The organism is Marinobacter sp. G11 (assembly GCF_021282325.1).
Lineage (GTDB): Bacteria > Pseudomonadota > Gammaproteobacteria > Pseudomonadales > Oleiphilaceae > Marinobacter > Marinobacter vinifirmus.
The window spans coordinates 1-16,555 of record NZ_JAJSPB010000043.1 but is presented as its reverse complement, the minus strand read 5'-3'; the positions used below and the strand labels follow the sequence as shown (position 1 = coordinate 16,555).

The following is a 16,555-nucleotide window of genomic DNA, read 5'->3' as shown; positions in this document are numbered from 1 at the left end:
TGGCCGCTGATCGACGTCAGACTGCACGTTCCGGCATTATCAACCTGCTTTTGACCAAGTGATGGCTCCCGTTAGCGCCGATGGCGCTTTGCGGAGTATACTGGCCTGCAAAGTCACTGATTCAGGAACCAGGTAGACAGAACGATCGATCCAAACTGATCGACGCCGTCCTTTTCCTCGAATTCTTCGCTGCGCCACAGGTAGGTGTAGGCGATCTGCCAGCGATCCCAGGTCAATGCCGCACCCACCTGAGCATCGCCAACCCACTCACGACTGTCAACGGAGTGGCTGTCCTCGAAACTGTTGCCGTCGAGCAGCAGGTTGTGTGCTGTATAGCGCCCTTCTACGGCAGCGAAGACGTACCAGCTAAAGCCCCGATCCCGCCGAAAAGAAGATTGCCCGCCTTGTGCGGGGGCGACTGACGGAATGCCGAAACTACGATCAAGCCCCTCTCCCAAACGAAACCCAAGGCCGCTGGAAGCGTAGGTATACAGGTTGCCGAGCGCAAACCCGGCAGACGGTCCATATTCCAGGCTTAGCTCAGCGACATCCTGTTGTTTAAGCCAGGCCCGTTCATAACCAAAATTAATCACTGGCTCGTTCTCAAGCTGGTTGTCCCAACCCCTCGGCTTGTCTGCCGCAATAAGATCGTGGAAATTTCGTTGGACTACCTCAGCACCGGAAGCCGGTCCTACGATGCCCACGTCGATATGCAGGCTGTCTGCCAAACGCAAGCCACCGTGCTCCCTTTCGCTCAGTAGCGAAATTCCACCAAACAAAAGGCCGGCATAGGGGCGGTCATCTTTAATAAGCGTTTCGACCTCTATATCTTCGGGCGTATAGATCTGTTGCCCGAGCCGGTACGTTACGCCCGCAAGAGTACTGCCAGACCAGCCCGGAATGACGTCCGCAAGACGGCGGGTCCAATGTCGATCCGGGGGCTCAAAGGCCCAGATCACCTCTACGCCGTTGGTGTATTGACCATCGCCACCGGCGGAAAAGGCATCGTTTTCCACTTTCAGGGACAGCAGGCCGTCGGCGGAAGCTGACGTCACAAGGAAGCCCAGCAACAAACCTGAGCACCAACTCCAATAACACTTTTTGCCACGTCGAGATTTCAATAAAGCGCCCTCTGTCAAGGCGGGTTGAACCGGTTGCAAAAGACCATACTCCCGGATGCTGCCCCACTTTCCCATGCCCGTTAATTCGATGATCGGCCAAAAAGGCTAGGACGACTGCCGCACATTATGTTCATTTCGTTCAGTATAAACTAAACGTAACACACTTAATAATTGACTGCCAGCCGTGATGGAACCGTCCTGTGCCGGCGAAATTTGCGGAACGCTCCAATCCTAATCTTGTCGCTCGCGTCTGAAAAATGTCTCGGGTTCAGTAATATTTGGGGTTGGCGGAATTTTCCATAACCCGTTCAAACACACGCAGAGCGACTTCCAGATCCTGGTCTTCAATGCCTTTCAGCATCTCCTCTCGCAAGAGATTCGCCCGCTCATTCAGTTCGCTCGAAAAGCGCTCACCGGTATTGGTAAGGTACAGCAACCTGACGCGCCGATCATGCTTACAGGGCCGTCGTTCAATCAGCCCCTGCTCTTCAAGGCTGTCAAGCAGACGGACCAATGTCGGATTCTCGATCGTCATCAAATGGGCTAACTCCCGCTGGGTCAATCCTTCACCACCACGCTGCAGGCAGACCATGGTGAACCAACGAGCTTGGGTAACCCCCAGGTCTTTCAGGCGCTCATCCAGTAACTTGCGCCAGCGCCTTGCCACTCGGGCATTGGCGAAGGGAAACTGATCTCGAGGGATTTGCGGGTCCATATCACTGTCCTGCTATTGCTGATTCAGTAACAGTAAATCGTAAGCTAATCATATAGACAAGCGTCAGTTACACATTAGCCAGGTTTGCGCCAGATCAATATGCAACATCACGCGGATTCCGAGGCCAGCTAAGGAACTTCTCCTTCCAGTGAGACAGGTAACTCCTCACTTCTTCAGAGACAGGAGGCCTTCAGCGTATTGTCGCCCTGGTAGACACCCTTGCTGAGTGACCGGCAACCGGCTTAAAAAAGCTGGCGCCGAGCACTCCACAACGCCGTAGCATCTTCACTCGAAACCAGCCAGGTCTTCGGCACGGCGTCTTCCAGGCAATCCGCATTCGCCATGGTCAGTCCCCGGTCGAGTAGAGCCTGCAAGGACGACAACAAGGCCAAGTTCCGCTTATCGGGCAGAATGGCATGAACTCTGGGGTTGGGTGACCAAAAACTGGTAGTTCAATAGGTTGAGAGTGTTTTTGGGCTATTTTTCACGTTTGTCTGCCAACCCTCGAATAGCCTCACCTTCGTTATAGGTAACGCCATTAAAGGTTTCGCCGTCGTTGCGGGCGATATGGCCAAGCGCGAGGTGTTGTGCGGAGAAGTCAGTGCCGCCATCAATCTGGCCGACCTGAATGTCGTCAATATTAACGCGGGTTTCAACATCAATGCCCAGCGTCATTCGGGTGTAATCCACCCCATTGCCGGGAATATTTTCGATGTTCATAAAGGCCTGCCCGGTAACCTCCCCCATTCTGTTGTCAGAAATGGGTTCAAGCTCCGCCTGGGCAACGGGCGAAATACCCAGCAGGAGCGTGGCAAGGGCAGCGCATCCATACGCTAACTTTGTCATAGTTCGTGTCTCTGAATTGTTTTAGTGAGCCGATTTCAACGCCCAGCTCGCTATGCCGCCCGTTTATTATGTTTTTCCGGTGCTGGCACAGGGTTCGCTTTATTCTGTGTAACAAACTGTTTCTGGCGAACCTCAATCCTCACTATACTCAGACAAAGCAAATCAAAGAGTGAACAGCATCACATCCACTCATTACCCGAAGGTTAACTTACACCTTCCATGATGCCGTTCACACTCAGGCTAAAATCAGGCTTCCTGCCAGCTCTGAACCGCTTCCTTACCGTACTTGTCACGCCACTCGTTCAGAGTCTTGTGGTTGCCGCCACGGGTTTTAACCACTTCACCGGTGTGCGGGTTCTTGTAGGTTTTCAGGGGGCGCTTGGCACGGGTGCCTGCAGGCGCTTCAACCTTGCCGCCAGCAATGGTGGGATCAATCGCAGCCAGAATCTGAAGCACGTCTTTCGGAGACTTGTCGAACTGCTTCATCAAATCACGAACCTTGTTTTCAAACTCCAGCTCGGATTTCAAAGCCTGATCTTTTTCCAGCTTCTCCAGCTCTGCAGCCAGCTTTTCCATCAGCTGCTTCTTCTGGTAATAATCGTTAATTTTTGCCATGAAATTAAAACCTGTTATCTGTGGGGTTTTAAACAAAGATCATAAAGACCATGTGTCGGGCGGAATAATAATAAACAAATAGGGGTATGGCAAAGTTATTTGTTTAAAGACTCTTCATGATCTCTTGCGCACTTGCCTGATAAGTATTAACCATTACACCGCCCACTTCACAAAACTCCGGATTGGCCTTGCAATAATGCTCGATATCCTGCGCCACTAACTCTAACTTACTGGCCAGCAACTCAAGATCTTTGTAAACCTGCAACGCAGACATACCACAAGACAGTCGGCCAAACTGCACGAGATAATCAACCGGCCACCAAACCTTCCGGCCCTGAAGAGTCAGCGCAGGAACATCCCCGCCCAGATAAGGTGTGGTTGAAACAATGTCGTACACCGGCGCAAGCCACCTTTTCGCAAAGGGACTCTCATACAGCAAACCAAAGTTCTTCAAATGAGCATCACCATTGCGAACCGCCCACGACACCGCCACAGAAAGAAACAACCACCGCAAATCCCGAACCCGATATTCAGGAGAAAGATACGCCCTCATGGTTTTGGTCAGTTTTTCATAACTGCCAGAATACTTGTCTGCAGGCAAAAGGCCCTGCAACACACAGGCATCTTCAAAACCCAGCCAATTGCCCGAATCATCGCGGTCAAAGCGGATCATAACAAACAAACGCCCGTTATCCGACAAATAAAAATCCGGAACCGGTAAACCGCAGGCTTTCGCCACTGTCATGCAGAAATATTCATTAGCCGCCAACTGGGGATAATCGTCGCCCCAGGTCTTTACAATATAACCGCGGGTTCGAAGTGTGGTTTTCTCGCTGATCGTGCCGGGCACAAGCACCTTTGGCTGCACGCCGGACACTCCGGATCGAAGGGCGTACTTATCCAGAAGCTCCTCAAATAGCCCGGCATTATCCGCACTCAAGAGCGACGACAAAGACTCCCCATCGGCGAATTCACTACTCGCTTCCGCGCCAGGGTCAGAAACCACCACGCGCCCAACCTGGTGCCGCCCCAAAGCGGCCAGAACGGTCAGATCACCCGAGCCATAAAGCTTGGCCACATGCTTGCGAATGATATCGCCCAGATAACCTTCCGGCAGATTCTGGGCAAACACCGGATGCAAGCCATCATAGGAATACACCTGCCCCGCCACCGGCATGGTCACAGACACCGCCGAGCTCTCCGGCACTTCCGCCCCATACATAAAAACAGCAGGCTCCGGCCGGCCCGGCGCCGCCAGATCGCCTACAACCTCTCCGGAAACCTCCACAACAGCCCGATGCAAGCTACTCATACGTCGCCCTGCCCTCTATCCCGCTTCAGATCATTCAGCGTAGGCAACGCGCCGGCAGGCCTTACCGCAAACTCCAGCCCCAGCACCGCCAGGATACGCTCCAGTTTCGCATAGCCCAGCTCCGGCAACCGCTGATTCTCCAGCCGGGATAACGTAGTACGATCAACCCCCGCCAGCTCCGCCAGGGACTGCATCGACAACCCCGCTCGCTTGCGCTCGGTTCGGATGAGAACGGCCAACTCGGTGAGATCCACGTGAATATAATCCTCAAATTATCTTCCGGTAATTGAGTGTAGCGTATATTCACAAAAACAAAAAACGGGGTCAGACCCCCAGTACATTTGGCACGATGAAATGTACTGGGGGTCTGACCCCGCTATTTTTTAGGGCCCGACCCCTTTGTAGACTGGATGGCTTGGTGCCTTACTGTGTACTACAGCCGGAAGTCGGCCTGCCCCAGCGGCAACACGCCTTTGAGATCACACAGCACGCCGTTGTCGCCGGTGTAGCTGCGCAGCTCTTCAGCGCTCATGGCGGCGTATTCGTTGTGAGGAACGGCCAGGAATACAGCGTCGTATTTTCCTTTCTCCGGGTTATCCACCAGGGTGATGCCATATTCGTGTTCGGCTTCAGCGTTATCAGCCCAGCAGTCGGTTACGTCGACTGAACAACCGAAATCACGCAGCTCTTCAACCACGTCAATTACCCGGGTATTACGCAAATCCGGGCAGTTTTCCTTGAAGGTCAGGCCCATTACCAGCACGCGGGAATTGGCAATCGTCAGGCCGCGCTTGATCATAATCTTTACTAATTGCGCGGCGGCATAGGGGCCCATATTGTCGTTAACACGACGGCCGGCCAGGATAATATCCGGGTGATAGCCAATCGCCTCGGCTTTATGAGTCAGGTAATACGGGTCTACACCAATACAATGGCCGCCCACCAGGCCGGGCTTGAACGGCAGGAAGTTCCACTTGGTGCCCGCAGCCGCCAGCACTTCGTGGGTATCAATGCCCAGCCGCGCGAAAATCATCGACAGCTCGTTCATCAGGGCGATGTTCAGATCGCGCTGGGTGTTCTCAATCACCTTCGCCGCTTCCGCCACCTTGATGGAACTGGCCTTGTGGGTGCCGGCCGTGATAATGCCTGCGTACAGTGCATCCACCTCGTCCGCAATCTCCGGAGTGGAGCCGGATGTCACCTTCATAATGGTGGTCACCCGATGCTCCTTGTCGCCCGGGTTGATCCGCTCCGGGCTGTAGCCGGCGTAAAAATCCTTGTTGAACGTCAGGCCGGAAACCTTCTCCAGCACCGGCACACACACCTCTTCGGTCGCGCCCGGATACACCGTAGATTCGTAAATCACGATATCGCCGGCCTTCAGCACCTTACCCACGCTCTCGCTGGCCTTCACCAGCGGCGTCAGGTCCGGGGTTTTGAACTCGTCAATCGGAGTCGGCACCGTCACGATGTAAATCTGGCAATCGGCAATGCCGTCCAGAGAGTCGGTGAACGACAACTTACTCGCCGCCCCCAGCTCCTCACGGGAAACCTCGCGGGTGAAATCCACGCCATCCTTCAGCTCAGCAATACGGCCAGCATTGATATCGAAGCCCACCACCTCACGCTTCTCGCCAAACGCCACCGCCAACGGCAGCCCCACATAGCCAAGGCCAACAACCGCAATCTTCTTCATCCATCCTCCAAACTGCGTTTGGGGGTCAGACCCCGGATACATTTCATCATGCCAAATGTACCGGGGGTCTGACCCCGAATTAAAATTAATGGGGTACCAGGACTTCGGTGCCGGGTACCATTGGTTTCAGTTGTGCTTGCAGTGCCCGCTTGGCATCGTCATCGCCGTGCACTACACGAATCTGTTTGGGCGCGTCGGGGATGCCTTCCACGAAGCGCAGTAAATCACTCTGCCCCGCGTGGGCCGAATAGCCGCCGACCTGGTGAACCTGGGCGCGGATATCATAGCGTTCGCCATCAAGTTCTACCCAACCACCTCTAGAGCCATAGGTGAGAATGTCTCGGCCCGGCGTTCCGGCAGCCTGATATCCGACGAACAACACGTCGTTACGGGCATCGCCCAGCATAGCTTTCAGATAATTCACCACCCTGCCCCCGGCGCACATGCCGGAGCCGGCCAGCACCACGCAGGGGCGGTGAGATTTGGCCAGGTATTCTACGGCATTCAGGTGGTCTTCGTGGGAGTTGATCACAGTGAGCTGTTCGAAAGACAGCGGGTGGCGGCCGGCTTTTACCAGGGCGCGGGCCTCGGCGTCCCAGAAGGGTTTGAGGTCCCGGTAGATTTTGGTGAACTCGGCGGCCAGGGGCGAATCTACAACTATCTCTAGTTGGTCCCAGGTGAGAGGTTTACCGGAGATGGGCTCAGGCAGAAGGGTGGGGTCTGACCCCAAAGGGTCAGACCCCTTTGTAGCCTGCGAATTCTGCTGCTTATTGTCTGACTGGGGTCTGTCCCCACGTGGACTGACCCCGCTGGCACCAAGCTCAGCAACAGGCTCATCCCCAAACTCTGCAATCAGCCCCTCAATCTCGTAAAGCAACTCCTGCGTCCGCCCAATACTAAACGCCGGCACCAGCACCTTGCCACCATCGGCCAGCGCATGTTCCAGCACCCGCTTCAACCGGTAACGCCGGGTTTCCCGATCTTCGTGGTCTTTGTCACCGTAGGTGCTTTCAATCACCAACCGGTCTGCCCGCTCAGGCGAAACCGGCTCCGGCAGCAACGGCGAGTGTTGCGCACCCAGGTCTCCGCTGAACACCACACGCTCCTCATAACTCCCGGCCCGGGCATCGCACTCCACATACGCCGACCCAAGAATATGCCCAGCCCGCTGCAATCGCACCGAAAGCGAACACTCACCCTCATCAAACACCTCATGCCACTGGCCATAAGGCACCGGCACAAGGCGGGAGCGGATCAAATCCAGCACGCGGTTGATTAACGAACGATCCCGGGTGAAGCCAATCTTCAGGGCGTCTTCCAGGATTTCCGGCAGCATGATGGCGGAAGGCTCGGAGCAGATGATAGGGCCATCAAAGCCGGCGGCAAGCAGGTAGGGAATCCGGCCTACGTGGTCTATGTGCACGTGGGTGACCACCAGGGCGCGGATGTGGGTGATGGAGAAGTCGATGGCCAGGTCGCCAGCATTGGCCCGCTGCTTGTCTTCCTGGCCCTGGAACAGGCCGCAGTCTATCAGGATGCCCAGATGGGAGTCCGGCGCTGACAGAAGGGTGGGGTCTGACCCCAGAGGGTCAGACCCCTTTGTAGCCTGCGGGTTCTGGCGCCCAATGTCTGACAGGGGTCTGTCCCTACGTGGACTGACCCCCATGGCACCAGACTCAGCCCTACCAACCCGAAGCTCATGGCAAGAGCCAGTCACCCCATTCACCGCACCATGGTGCAAAATCTCAATCATCTCAACATTCCTTGTTGCCTGGTACTATAATCCACCATGCTTGGCCCAAAAGTCTGCCGGCGTTATCACCGGGAACTCATCAGCCAAGACAAGCAGGTCTTTATCGCCCGTTACGAGGTAATCCACGCCATGGAGCTTCATTCCTGCCAGAAGCGTGCCCAAAACCGGCGTATCGTTTTCATCCCTCACGGCACCGTCGGGTAAAGCCTCCGGATCAACCAACTCCGCCAGAAAACTGAGAATATCCACAAAGTCATCAATTTCAGACTCGGTCATGCCATGACGATGAGCCAGCCGCGGCAGTACCCTGCGAATTTCGCCTAGAATAAACTCGGAGAGAACCACATCCAGTGCCCCGCCACGCCAAGCCTGCATGATTTTTCCGGGAATGCTTGAAGGGTATGCCAAACCTGAAATTATTACATTGGTATCAAGAACTACCTGAATAGAAGCCATCCCTGGTTAAAACTCCTAAGGGTTTTCCGACCGGACGCCGGAAACAGCATCCTCTATTTCCCGAAGCCCCTCATCCTGAGGAACCCCGGAAAACCCTTGCTCAAGGCGGGCGCTCAACGCATCAAACCGAGCCTCCAGGCGACGAATACGGTTGAACAAACGAGCATCCACTAAAGCGGCCACGGGCTTGCCGTCTTTCTTGATCAAGACACTATCATGCCGGTATTGAACCTGATTTATCATCTCGCCCAGGTTCTGGCGGAATTTCACTGCGCTGGTTTCAGTAATCATGGCAGCCTCCAACCATATCAATCATAATGATCATATCGCTACCAGGCACTAAACGCCAGAGGCTTGTCTGGGTATGGTACCTACCCAAACACAGTTCAGCTGGAGCCCTCAAACATCCTGCGGCGAAACCCCAAACTTCAGCACCTTGCCATCCGGCCTGACCTCATTCACCCCCTGCCCGCCGTTACACCAAACCAGGTCCGCCAGCTCGCCATTCGGCGCATAGCCAGTCCGCGCCTGCTTCAATAGTTCAATAACCGCCTGACAATCAAACGCCTGGCTGGCATGAGCGAACTTGCTCAGAAAATCTTCCACCTCCGCCCACGGCAGAGAAACCTCCCGGGCCATCATAATCCGAGGATGAGCCGTACCTTGCGGATTATCACCAATCAGAAGCTCTTCATACAATTTCTCACCAGGGCGCAGGCCGGTGTAGATAATCTCTATATCGCCGTCCGGGTTATCCTCGGTTTTCTCTTCCAGGCCCATCAGGTGAATCATCTTGCGGGCAAGGTCGGCGATTCTTACCGGCTCACCCATATCCAGCACAAACACCTCACCACCCTGCCCCATACTGCCGGCCTGCAGCACCAGCTGACTGGCTTCGGGGATGGTCATGAAGTAGCGAATAATATCCTGATGAGTCACCGTTACCGGCCCGCCATCGCGAATCTGGTCACGGAACAGTGGTACAACCGAGCCAGAAGACCCCAGCACATTGCCAAAGCGCACCATCGAAAACACAGTACCGGACTGCCGCTGGGCCAGGCCCTGAAGCACCAGCTCCGCCATGCGTTTGGATGCCCCCATCACATTGGTCGGGCGAACCGCCTTATCGGTAGAAATCAGAACAAAGCGCTCAACGCCCGTAGCAATCGCCGCCTCAGCCGCATGGAAGGTACCGAACACATTGTTCTGCACCCCCTCAATCACATTGTGCTCAACCAGCGGCACGTGCTTATAGGCCGCCGCGTGGTAAACCGTCTGAATACCAAAAGCCCGCATCACCGCCTCGCAGCGGCGACGATGAGTTACGCTGCCCAGCACCGCATGCAAAGACACACCCAGCGCCTCAATCTGGTTGATCGACTGCAACTCGCGCTCGATGGCATACAACGAAAACTCGGACTGCTCGAACAGCACTAACTTCGACGGCTTGTGGCGCAGAATCTGCCGGCACAACTCGGAACCAATGGAACCACCCGCCCCGGTCACCAGTACCGCCTTGCCGAACAGGCTTTGGGACACCATGGCAGCATCCGGCCGAACCGGGTCCCGCCCCAGGAGATCTTCGATTTCCAGATCCCGAATGTCGTTGATTCGGGCCAGACCAGCAACCAGTTCCGACATAGAAGGCACGGTCTGAACCGGTACGGAGAGGCCTTCGAGGGTTTGCATGAGTTGTTTGCGGTTAACCGGCTCAGAGTCCTCTATCGCAAGCAACACTCGAGAAACATCCAACTCCCGAATCGCCTTATCGATGAACTCCAGAGAATAGACCGGCAAATTGCCGATCATGGACTTATGATTGGCGTCCACCATCGAAACAAATCCAAGCGGCCGGTGCTCAACTCCCTGCGCCAGGGCGGAAGCCAACTGCATACCCTTCGGCCCCGCGCCCACAATCAGAACGCCGTCTTTGGAGCGATCACCACGGCGCCGAACGACTGTGCGCACACCAAAACGCGTACCCGCAACAAGCATGAAGGCGAAAGCCCCATAGATAACCGGCACGGAACGGGGCACCAGCGTCTGGAACAAGAACCCCAAAACAATCAGCGCAATACTCGAGAAAACAACGCCAACAAGAATCGCCAGAAAAGCATGTTCGCTGATGTATCGAATCACGGCCCGATAAAGGCCGAGCTTTATGAAGGCTCCAACCGTCACCACTACGGTAGCCAGTGATACCCAGAGCTGCTTTTCTGAAGGCAGCCAACCGGAATTCTCGAATCGCAAGGCAAACGCCGCCCAAATGGCCAGCGACAGCAGCACAAAATCCGTTACAACGGAAATCGCCCGTTTCTTCGGCCGGGATAGATGCAGGATTCGATTAATCAGCTTGTTTCTCACCACAACTCCCTGTTTCAGCAAGAGGCCTCTGCCATAACGCCGGAAAGTACTTCAACCGTTTTAGCCATCTCAGCTTCCGTCAGCGTGGGGTGCACCAGGAACATCAAACTGGTCTCCCCCAACTCACGGGCAACCGGCAAGCGTTCTACAGGCGCGAGAGATAAATCCTGAAAACATTTCTCAAGATAAACCTCAGAACAAGAGCCAGAGAAACACGGCACGCCCCGTTCAATAATGGCAGCCATAATCCGGTCACGATCCCATCCCGGCTTCAATCCGCCGGGCTCAACAAATACATAGCACTTATAAGCAGCGTGGCCAATGTCGCCTGGTATAACAGGCACTCTCAAGCCCTTGTGTTTTGCGGCCTCAGCCCAGATTAAATTGCTGTTAGCCCGCCTGGCACGAGTCCAGTCCGGCATTCTGGTCAGCTGAATGCGACCAATGGCCGCCTGCATCTCCGTCATCCGCCAGTTGGTGCCAATTCTCTCATGCAACCAACGGAACCCCGGCGGGTGCTGGCGCTCATAAACCGCTTCCCAACTCTTGCCATGGTCCTTGAATGACCACATGCGGGACCACAATTCGCGGTTGTTGGTGGTCACCATGCCACCCTCCCCACCAGTGGTCATAATCTTGTCCTGACAGAACGACCAGGCCGCCACATCACCCAGGCAGCCCACCGGCCGGCCCTTATAGGTAGCACCATGGGCCTGGGCACAATCTTCAATAACGAATAGATTGTGTTCCTGAGCCAATCTATTCAGGCTATCCATATCACACGGCCAGCCGGCAAGATGCACTGCAATAATGGCCCGGGTTCGTTCCGTTACCAGGGGGCGAACCGTATCCGCTGTAATATTCTGGGAATCCCGATCTACATCCGCGAATACCGGCGTAGCTCCCGCATTCACAATAGACGACGCAGAAGCCAAAAAGGTTCGGGAAGTAACAATCACCTCGTCGCCAGCACCTATGCCCAGCCCCTTCAGAGCCAAGTCCAGCGCCACCGTACCGTTGGCAACCGCTACCGCATGATCGGTACCAGCGAACGCGGCAAATTCTTTTTCAAATTCGCGGGTTTCGGTGCCAGTCCAGTAGTTCACTTTGTTTGACAAAAGCACAGCAGAGACAGCATCCGCCTCTTCCTGAGTAAAAGAAGGCCAAGGCGAAAACGCAGTATTCAACATAAAAACTCAATCCTGAAAATGAACGGGGCGGGCTGGAGCGCCAACAACAGTCTTACAGGCAGCAACGTCTTTCAACACAGCGCTTCCCATACCGACTGTAACCTCATCGCCCAGCACAACTAACTGCTTCACCGTGGCGCCGGCCCCCACCCAAACCTTTTGCCCCGCAGTAACGCCACCGGCAAGCACCGAGTTTGGGCTAAGGTGCGAAAAATCGCCCACTACGCAATCGTGCTCCACTATGGCGCCGGTATTTACAATGCAGCCCGCGCCCACAGTAGCGCAGGCATTGATAACCGCATTGGCAAACACAACGCTACCGACACCAACCAAGGCATGCGGGCTGACAATTGCAGCGGGGTGAACCACAGAGACTAACTTCAGCCCGGCAGACACCAACTCCTGCTGCCTGGCCATGCGAATACCATTATTACCGATCGCAATAACCGCGCCGTCAAACTCAGCAGCCTTGGCCAACAAATCCGGGCTTCTGCCAACAACCGCCCAAGGACCGTTCTTGGCAACGGCAGGCCAGGCATCATCAAAAAAAACAATCTCCACCCAACCACTCAAACTGGCGGCATCCGCCACCACCTTGCCGTGGCCACTGGCGCCAAGAATCGCTAACCGCATCAGTCTTTTGTTCCGGTAAACTTTGACATCGTCACCTCACCTTCACCACTGATGCCATCTCGAACCAGCACTTTCTTTACCGTTAGGAACAATATTTTCAAGTCCAACCAGAAAGACTGGTTATCGACATACCAAACATCCAACTTGAACTTATCTTCCCAGGAAATCGCGTTACGGCCATTGATCTGAGCCCAACCCGTAACGCCTGGGCGCACCTCATGGCGACGGTATTGCTCTTTGGAATACAACGACAAGTATTCCATCAACAACGGCCGGGGGCCTACCAGACTCATATCTCCTTTGAGCACATTCCAGAGTTCAGGCAACTCGTCCAGGCTTGTCGCGCGCAAAAAGCTGCCAAAGGGTGTCATGCGCTGGTCGTCTGGTAGTGGGTTGCCGTGTTTATCGGTGGCGTCCAGCATGGTGCGGAATTTGACCATTTGGAAGGGCTTTCCATCCCTTCCGGGACGCACCTGGCTAAAAAACACAGGTGGCCCAAGCTTACGCCTGATCGTTGTGACTAGAAGCACGCCTAGCGGAGCCAACACTATGATCAGACAGCATGCAACAACCATGTCAAATAACCGCTTAAGCATGATATCTGTGCACCGAGTCGACTAGAACACTCTCCAGTTGATCAGCCAGTACCGAGCGATCAAAACGCGACTTCGCCAATGTCAAAGCTGCATCGCCCGCACGCTTAACTCGTTGGGCATCAGCCAAAAACGCCATAACTTGAGCAGCCGCTTCTTGAGGGTCATCATCCGGAACCTCAAAACCAGCTCCAGACTCCGCCAGAAGGTCCGCCTGCCACCCACCGTGATTAACGAAAATAGGCCGTCCTGACGCCAAAGAATCAAAAAATTTATTTGCTGAATTATGCCAAAGCGCTCGATTGGCAATCACTAGAGAAGTCGTAATAGTTGCTGCATTAAGTAACGCTGGCATTTCTCTCTTTGAAACGGAAGATTCCATAAAAAAATTCTTCCCCAGAACGCCATTCTCCTCTGCTCTCTGCCTTACTTTGGAATACTCTGCACCGTCACCCACCGCAAGAAAACAGATTGTCGGGTTTCGCTGGAGCATCGCTTTTGCCATATCGGCCAAGTAACTGACACCGTTTACCATTCCGAACGTCCCCGCGTACAACACCAGAGGCCTGTCACCTAGCCAACAGCGCGAACGTCGGAACTCTCCCCCGACCTTGTCTGATACCGCGAAAAACTCCAAATCAGCACTATTGGGAATACAGTGCACCCGCTCGGCGTCATAACCTGTCCGGACTACCCCCTCGCACATTCCCGGAGACAGACCCACCACGCTCTCAGAGTTTTTGTACGCCCATAGCTCAAGTTTTCTGGCAAGAAACTTTGCAAAGGGAGATTTTAACACATTGAGGGCAATAGGAATTTCCGGCCACAGGTCGCGCACCTCAAAAACCAAGGGGACATTCAAGGCTCGGCTGGCCTTAACACCGGGGATTGCAATTGTCAGGGGCGTGCTCGTTGCAAATACAACATCCGCCTCCAAATTGGCAGCATACTTACCGGCTTTTCTGGCAAAAGTTGAGAACGCCAACAAACGTCTCGCAATACCCATTGCGTTGTTGTAAGGCACAGGAAGCCAGTGGACGTGAATACCGTCAACCTGCTCCTGAATCCAGGCACCGGAATTGTCTCCGCCATCTGTTTTCGAGGTAACCATATGAACTTCGTGCCCCGCGGCAACAAGACGACGAGCCATTTCATAGGAACGGGTACCGCCAGACATCTCAGGAGTGCGAAAATATTGGTGCAAGTATATAATTTTCAAGAAAAGAACCCCAAATACTCATCTGCCGTTTGTGTCCAACTAAACTTACCAACTTGAGCCGTACTCCAGGAAACCGGAATGCCCTCAGGAAAAGCAGCAACAAGTTCAACAATGGTCCTCGCAATATCATCCACTGACTCAGGCTCTACCGAGCGGATAAATGGCACCTCCCACATGCCATCAATCCCTTCACCAGAACTACAAATGACCGCACACCCCTGCGAGAGCGCCTCGAGATAAACCAACCCAAACGTTTCAGTAAAAGAGGGCATCACAAAAAGTCTGGAACGCCGGTAAACTTTCAGCAACTCCTCCTTCGGCAACCTACCACAAACCACGACAAAGCCAGGAACAGCACGACAACCAGTAGCAGCACAAAACTCCTCCTCACTCCCTCCTACGAGAACCAACCTGAATTCAGGCATGGCGTCATAAACCAACTGAGCAGCCAGCACCAGATTCTTCAGATTCTTATTCGCGTCAAACCTGCCGACAAAGCAAGCTTGCTTGCCACGCGCCAAAGGTTCCGTGAGTAGGTTATCCAGCCACCAATCCGAGACCGCATTGGGAATAATCTCGACTTTTCGTGCACAACTGAGAAGACTAGGCCAACGCGCTTTAAAGCGGAGATAATGAGATTTGCTTACGAATGATAAGCCTGCCGAGCGTTTTATAGCCCATCCCATTAACCACCGATAGTGAGGAAGCCTGGCCACAAAGTAGTTTATGTCTGTATTCCTAACAACCATCATATAACGCATTGGAATAAAAAAAGAATTAAAAAAAGCGACCATTCCATCTGACCAGAAATTATGCGCGATCACCTTCAATTTCTCACCGTCAATTTCACTCGCTTTCTTGGCCGATCGCAACGAAAAATAACATCTTACCGAGACCAAAAAAACTTTAAACAAGGGAAAATATTTTATTACCCTATTATTAAATAAAATATATTTAAACTGGACATCGCCCAAACCATCAGAGTTCAGACCTTTGTGGTTATGATCTCTTATAGGAATGATAACCAGTTGATCTTTTACAGTTTTTGAAAGAACAGCGATCAAACTAGCATGAACAGTACTGCTCACGAAATTATTGACGACATGTATCATCATTTATTTTTCTGGAGCATTGGCCTATCCAGAAATACACGACTAAAGCCCAAAAAAAATAGAAAAACAGCTGAAGCCGGAAGAAAGAGCCAAATCGCATTACTCAGCACTGCAAACTCAACTTTCGGAAGAATAAACCAAAACCGAACAAGTAGCGCAGAGTATATAACACATAATAAAAACCCCCTCTTCTCATAAAAAACATTAAACAAACAAGCTGCTATGGCACCGAGAACAATAGCAGAGAGAAGACCACCCAAAAATCCAAAGTTGGCTAACAACTCATGTACAACTCCTGGCGGAATGCCACCAACGTTATTAGGATACCAGGTGTCACTGATTCCATACCCGATATAAGTCGCGTCAAAATATGGGATAAATGCCGACAACCAGCTAACCAGGGATTTACCTGAAAGGTAGCTTTCAATATTTCCGAAATGATCCTCATAGACAAGCATCGCCGGCAAGTTTGGCACATTCCCCTTACCAAAAATCAAGGCACCGAAACCGGAAATCTTACTAAAGAAAGACTGCATTATATCCAGATCATTTCCTGCTTTTTCCGCCAAAAAAAACTCAACACTTACCAGCCTGAAAAAATAAGAAGAAACCACAACAACACACAGGATAGGCAAAATGCCCATAACCCAATAAAAGTATACTTTTCTATTACGAGAAAAAAAATATTCCAGGACAAGCAAAAACAAAACGATTGAAAAAGTAAAAAATATCTGTCCTCGCGACAAAAAAGCCGCCAACGATAACACCAGCAAGACAGAGAATGAGAGAATCCGTCGCCAAGACCTGCGTAAACCGCTGAAGGTTGCCACCCATTCCACGTGAAGCCTGCCACCCGGACCGGAGCAAGGCTGCCACCCATCGGAGCGTAGCGACGCGGGGTTTCTCTTCTTACTCCGAAGTCTCAGTGCC

Annotated in this window: 17 protein-coding genes; all 17 read right to left on the bottom strand. The window is 53.3% G+C overall.

The window, feature by feature from the left end; genetic code table 11:
- Window positions 1–113 precede the first annotated feature (113 nt).
- Entirely contained in the window at window positions 114–1,073 is a 960-nt protein-coding gene (locus LWH94_RS17845; protein WP_232903133.1) for a lipid A deacylase LpxR family protein, read from the bottom strand.
- Window positions 1,074–1,389: 316 nt separating this feature from the next.
- On the bottom strand, window positions 1,390–1,836 hold the full coding sequence (locus tag LWH94_RS17840; protein WP_011784123.1) for a MarR family transcriptional regulator: 447 nt from the start codon (window positions 1,834–1,836) through the stop codon (window positions 1,390–1,392).
- 477 nt (window positions 1,837–2,313) lie between these two features.
- Window positions 2,314–2,682: a DUF6160 family protein gene (locus LWH94_RS17835; protein ID WP_232903132.1), complete on the bottom strand. Its 369-nt coding sequence runs from the start codon at window positions 2,680–2,682 to the stop codon at window positions 2,314–2,316.
- Between the two features lie 246 nt (window positions 2,683–2,928).
- Complete coding sequence (locus tag LWH94_RS17830) at window positions 2,929–3,297, bottom strand: histone-like nucleoid-structuring protein, MvaT/MvaU family (RefSeq protein WP_022987636.1); 369 nt, start codon at window positions 3,295–3,297, stop codon at window positions 2,929–2,931.
- A gap of 103 nt (window positions 3,298–3,400) precedes the next feature.
- The gene (locus LWH94_RS17825) at window positions 3,401–4,609 is read right to left on the bottom strand and encodes a type II toxin-antitoxin system HipA family toxin (RefSeq protein WP_232903131.1); all 1,209 of its coding nucleotides are present in this window, start codon (window positions 4,607–4,609) and stop codon (window positions 3,401–3,403) included.
- On the bottom strand, window positions 4,606–4,863 hold the full coding sequence (locus tag LWH94_RS17820; RefSeq protein ID WP_208618804.1) for a helix-turn-helix domain-containing protein: 258 nt from the start codon (window positions 4,861–4,863) through the stop codon (window positions 4,606–4,608). The genes LWH94_RS17825 and LWH94_RS17820 overlap by 4 nt, the downstream gene beginning before the upstream one ends.
- Window positions 4,864–5,042: 179 nt before the next feature.
- Entirely contained in the window at window positions 5,043–6,305 is a 1,263-nt protein-coding gene (gene tviB, locus LWH94_RS17815; protein ID WP_232903130.1) for a Vi polysaccharide biosynthesis UDP-N-acetylglucosamine C-6 dehydrogenase TviB, read from the bottom strand.
- 85 nt (window positions 6,306–6,390) lie between these two features.
- Window positions 6,391–8,058, bottom strand: a complete 1,668-nt coding sequence (locus LWH94_RS17810; RefSeq protein ID WP_232903129.1) for an MBL fold metallo-hydrolase RNA specificity domain-containing protein — start codon at window positions 8,056–8,058, stop codon at window positions 6,391–6,393.
- A 24-nt stretch (window positions 8,059–8,082) separates the two neighbouring features.
- Window positions 8,083–8,514 carry a putative toxin-antitoxin system toxin component, PIN family gene (locus LWH94_RS17805; RefSeq protein ID WP_036218724.1) on the bottom strand — a complete coding sequence of 144 codons (432 nt, stop codon included), beginning with the start codon at window positions 8,512–8,514 and terminating at the stop codon, window positions 8,083–8,085.
- A gap of 15 nt (window positions 8,515–8,529) precedes the next feature.
- Window positions 8,530–8,805, bottom strand: coding sequence for a type II toxin-antitoxin system Phd/YefM family antitoxin (locus LWH94_RS17800; protein WP_022987642.1), 276 nt, complete (start codon window positions 8,803–8,805; stop codon window positions 8,530–8,532).
- A 108-nt stretch (window positions 8,806–8,913) separates the two neighbouring features.
- On the bottom strand, window positions 8,914–10,878 hold the full coding sequence (locus LWH94_RS17795; RefSeq protein ID WP_232903128.1) for a polysaccharide biosynthesis protein: 1,965 nt from the start codon (window positions 10,876–10,878) through the stop codon (window positions 8,914–8,916).
- Between the two features lie 14 nt (window positions 10,879–10,892).
- Window positions 10,893–12,068, bottom strand: a complete 1,176-nt coding sequence (locus LWH94_RS17790) for a DegT/DnrJ/EryC1/StrS family aminotransferase (protein ID WP_232903127.1) — start codon at window positions 12,066–12,068, stop codon at window positions 10,893–10,895.
- Window positions 12,069–12,074: 6 nt separating this feature from the next.
- A complete protein-coding gene (locus LWH94_RS17785; protein ID WP_232903126.1) occupies window positions 12,075–12,701 on the bottom strand; it encodes an acetyltransferase in 627 nt (208 codons plus the stop codon).
- Window positions 12,701–13,297, bottom strand: a complete 597-nt coding sequence (locus tag LWH94_RS17780) for a sugar transferase (RefSeq protein WP_232903125.1) — start codon at window positions 13,295–13,297, stop codon at window positions 12,701–12,703. Before LWH94_RS17780 ends, LWH94_RS17785 begins: the two co-directional genes overlap by 1 nt.
- Window positions 13,290–14,513 (bottom strand): glycosyltransferase family 4 protein, encoded by a 1,224-nt coding sequence (locus LWH94_RS17775; RefSeq protein WP_232903124.1) that lies wholly within the window; start codon window positions 14,511–14,513, stop codon window positions 13,290–13,292. Before LWH94_RS17775 ends, LWH94_RS17780 begins: the two co-directional genes overlap by 8 nt.
- A complete protein-coding gene (locus LWH94_RS17770; protein WP_232903123.1) occupies window positions 14,510–15,628 on the bottom strand; it encodes a glycosyltransferase in 1,119 nt (372 codons plus the stop codon). Before LWH94_RS17770 ends, LWH94_RS17775 begins: the two co-directional genes overlap by 4 nt.
- The coding region (locus LWH94_RS17765; protein WP_232903122.1) for a hypothetical protein at window positions 15,625–16,555 on the bottom strand (931 nt) is incomplete at its 5' end. The genes LWH94_RS17770 and LWH94_RS17765, both read right to left, overlap by 4 nt.

Bases quoted from the DNA above. Each gene is read 5' to 3' on its own strand.
- tviB (WP_232903130.1), bottom strand. From the start codon at position 6,305: ATGAAGAAGATTGCGGTTGTTGGCCTTGGCTATGTGGGGCTGCCGTTG.
- LWH94_RS17785 (WP_232903126.1), bottom strand. From the start codon at position 12,701: ATGCGGTTAGCGATTCTTGGCGCCAGTGGCCACGGCAAGGTGGTGGCG.
- LWH94_RS17790 (WP_232903127.1), bottom strand. From the start codon at position 12,068: ATGTTGAATACTGCGTTTTCGCCTTGGCCTTCTTTTACTCAGGAAGAG.
- LWH94_RS17800 (WP_022987642.1), bottom strand. From the start codon at position 8,805: ATGATTACTGAAACCAGCGCAGTGAAATTCCGCCAGAACCTGGGCGAG.
- LWH94_RS17805 (WP_036218724.1), bottom strand. From the start codon at position 8,514: ATGGCTTCTATTCAGGTAGTTCTTGATACCAATGTAATAATTTCAGGT.
- LWH94_RS17770 (WP_232903123.1), bottom strand. From the start codon at position 15,628: ATGATGATACATGTCGTCAATAATTTCGTGAGCAGTACTGTTCATGCT.
- LWH94_RS17810 (WP_232903129.1), bottom strand. From the start codon at position 8,058: ATGATTGAGATTTTGCACCATGGTGCGGTGAATGGGGTGACTGGCTCT.
- LWH94_RS17780 (WP_232903125.1), bottom strand. From the start codon at position 13,297: ATGCTTAAGCGGTTATTTGACATGGTTGTTGCATGCTGTCTGATCATA.
- LWH94_RS17840 (WP_011784123.1), bottom strand. From the start codon at position 1,836: ATGGACCCGCAAATCCCTCGAGATCAGTTTCCCTTCGCCAATGCCCGA.
- LWH94_RS17825 (WP_232903131.1), bottom strand. From the start codon at position 4,609: ATGAGTAGCTTGCATCGGGCTGTTGTGGAGGTTTCCGGAGAGGTTGTA.
- LWH94_RS17835 (WP_232903132.1), bottom strand. From the start codon at position 2,682: ATGACAAAGTTAGCGTATGGATGCGCTGCCCTTGCCACGCTCCTGCTG.
- LWH94_RS17830 (WP_022987636.1), bottom strand. From the start codon at position 3,297: ATGGCAAAAATTAACGATTATTACCAGAAGAAGCAGCTGATGGAAAAG.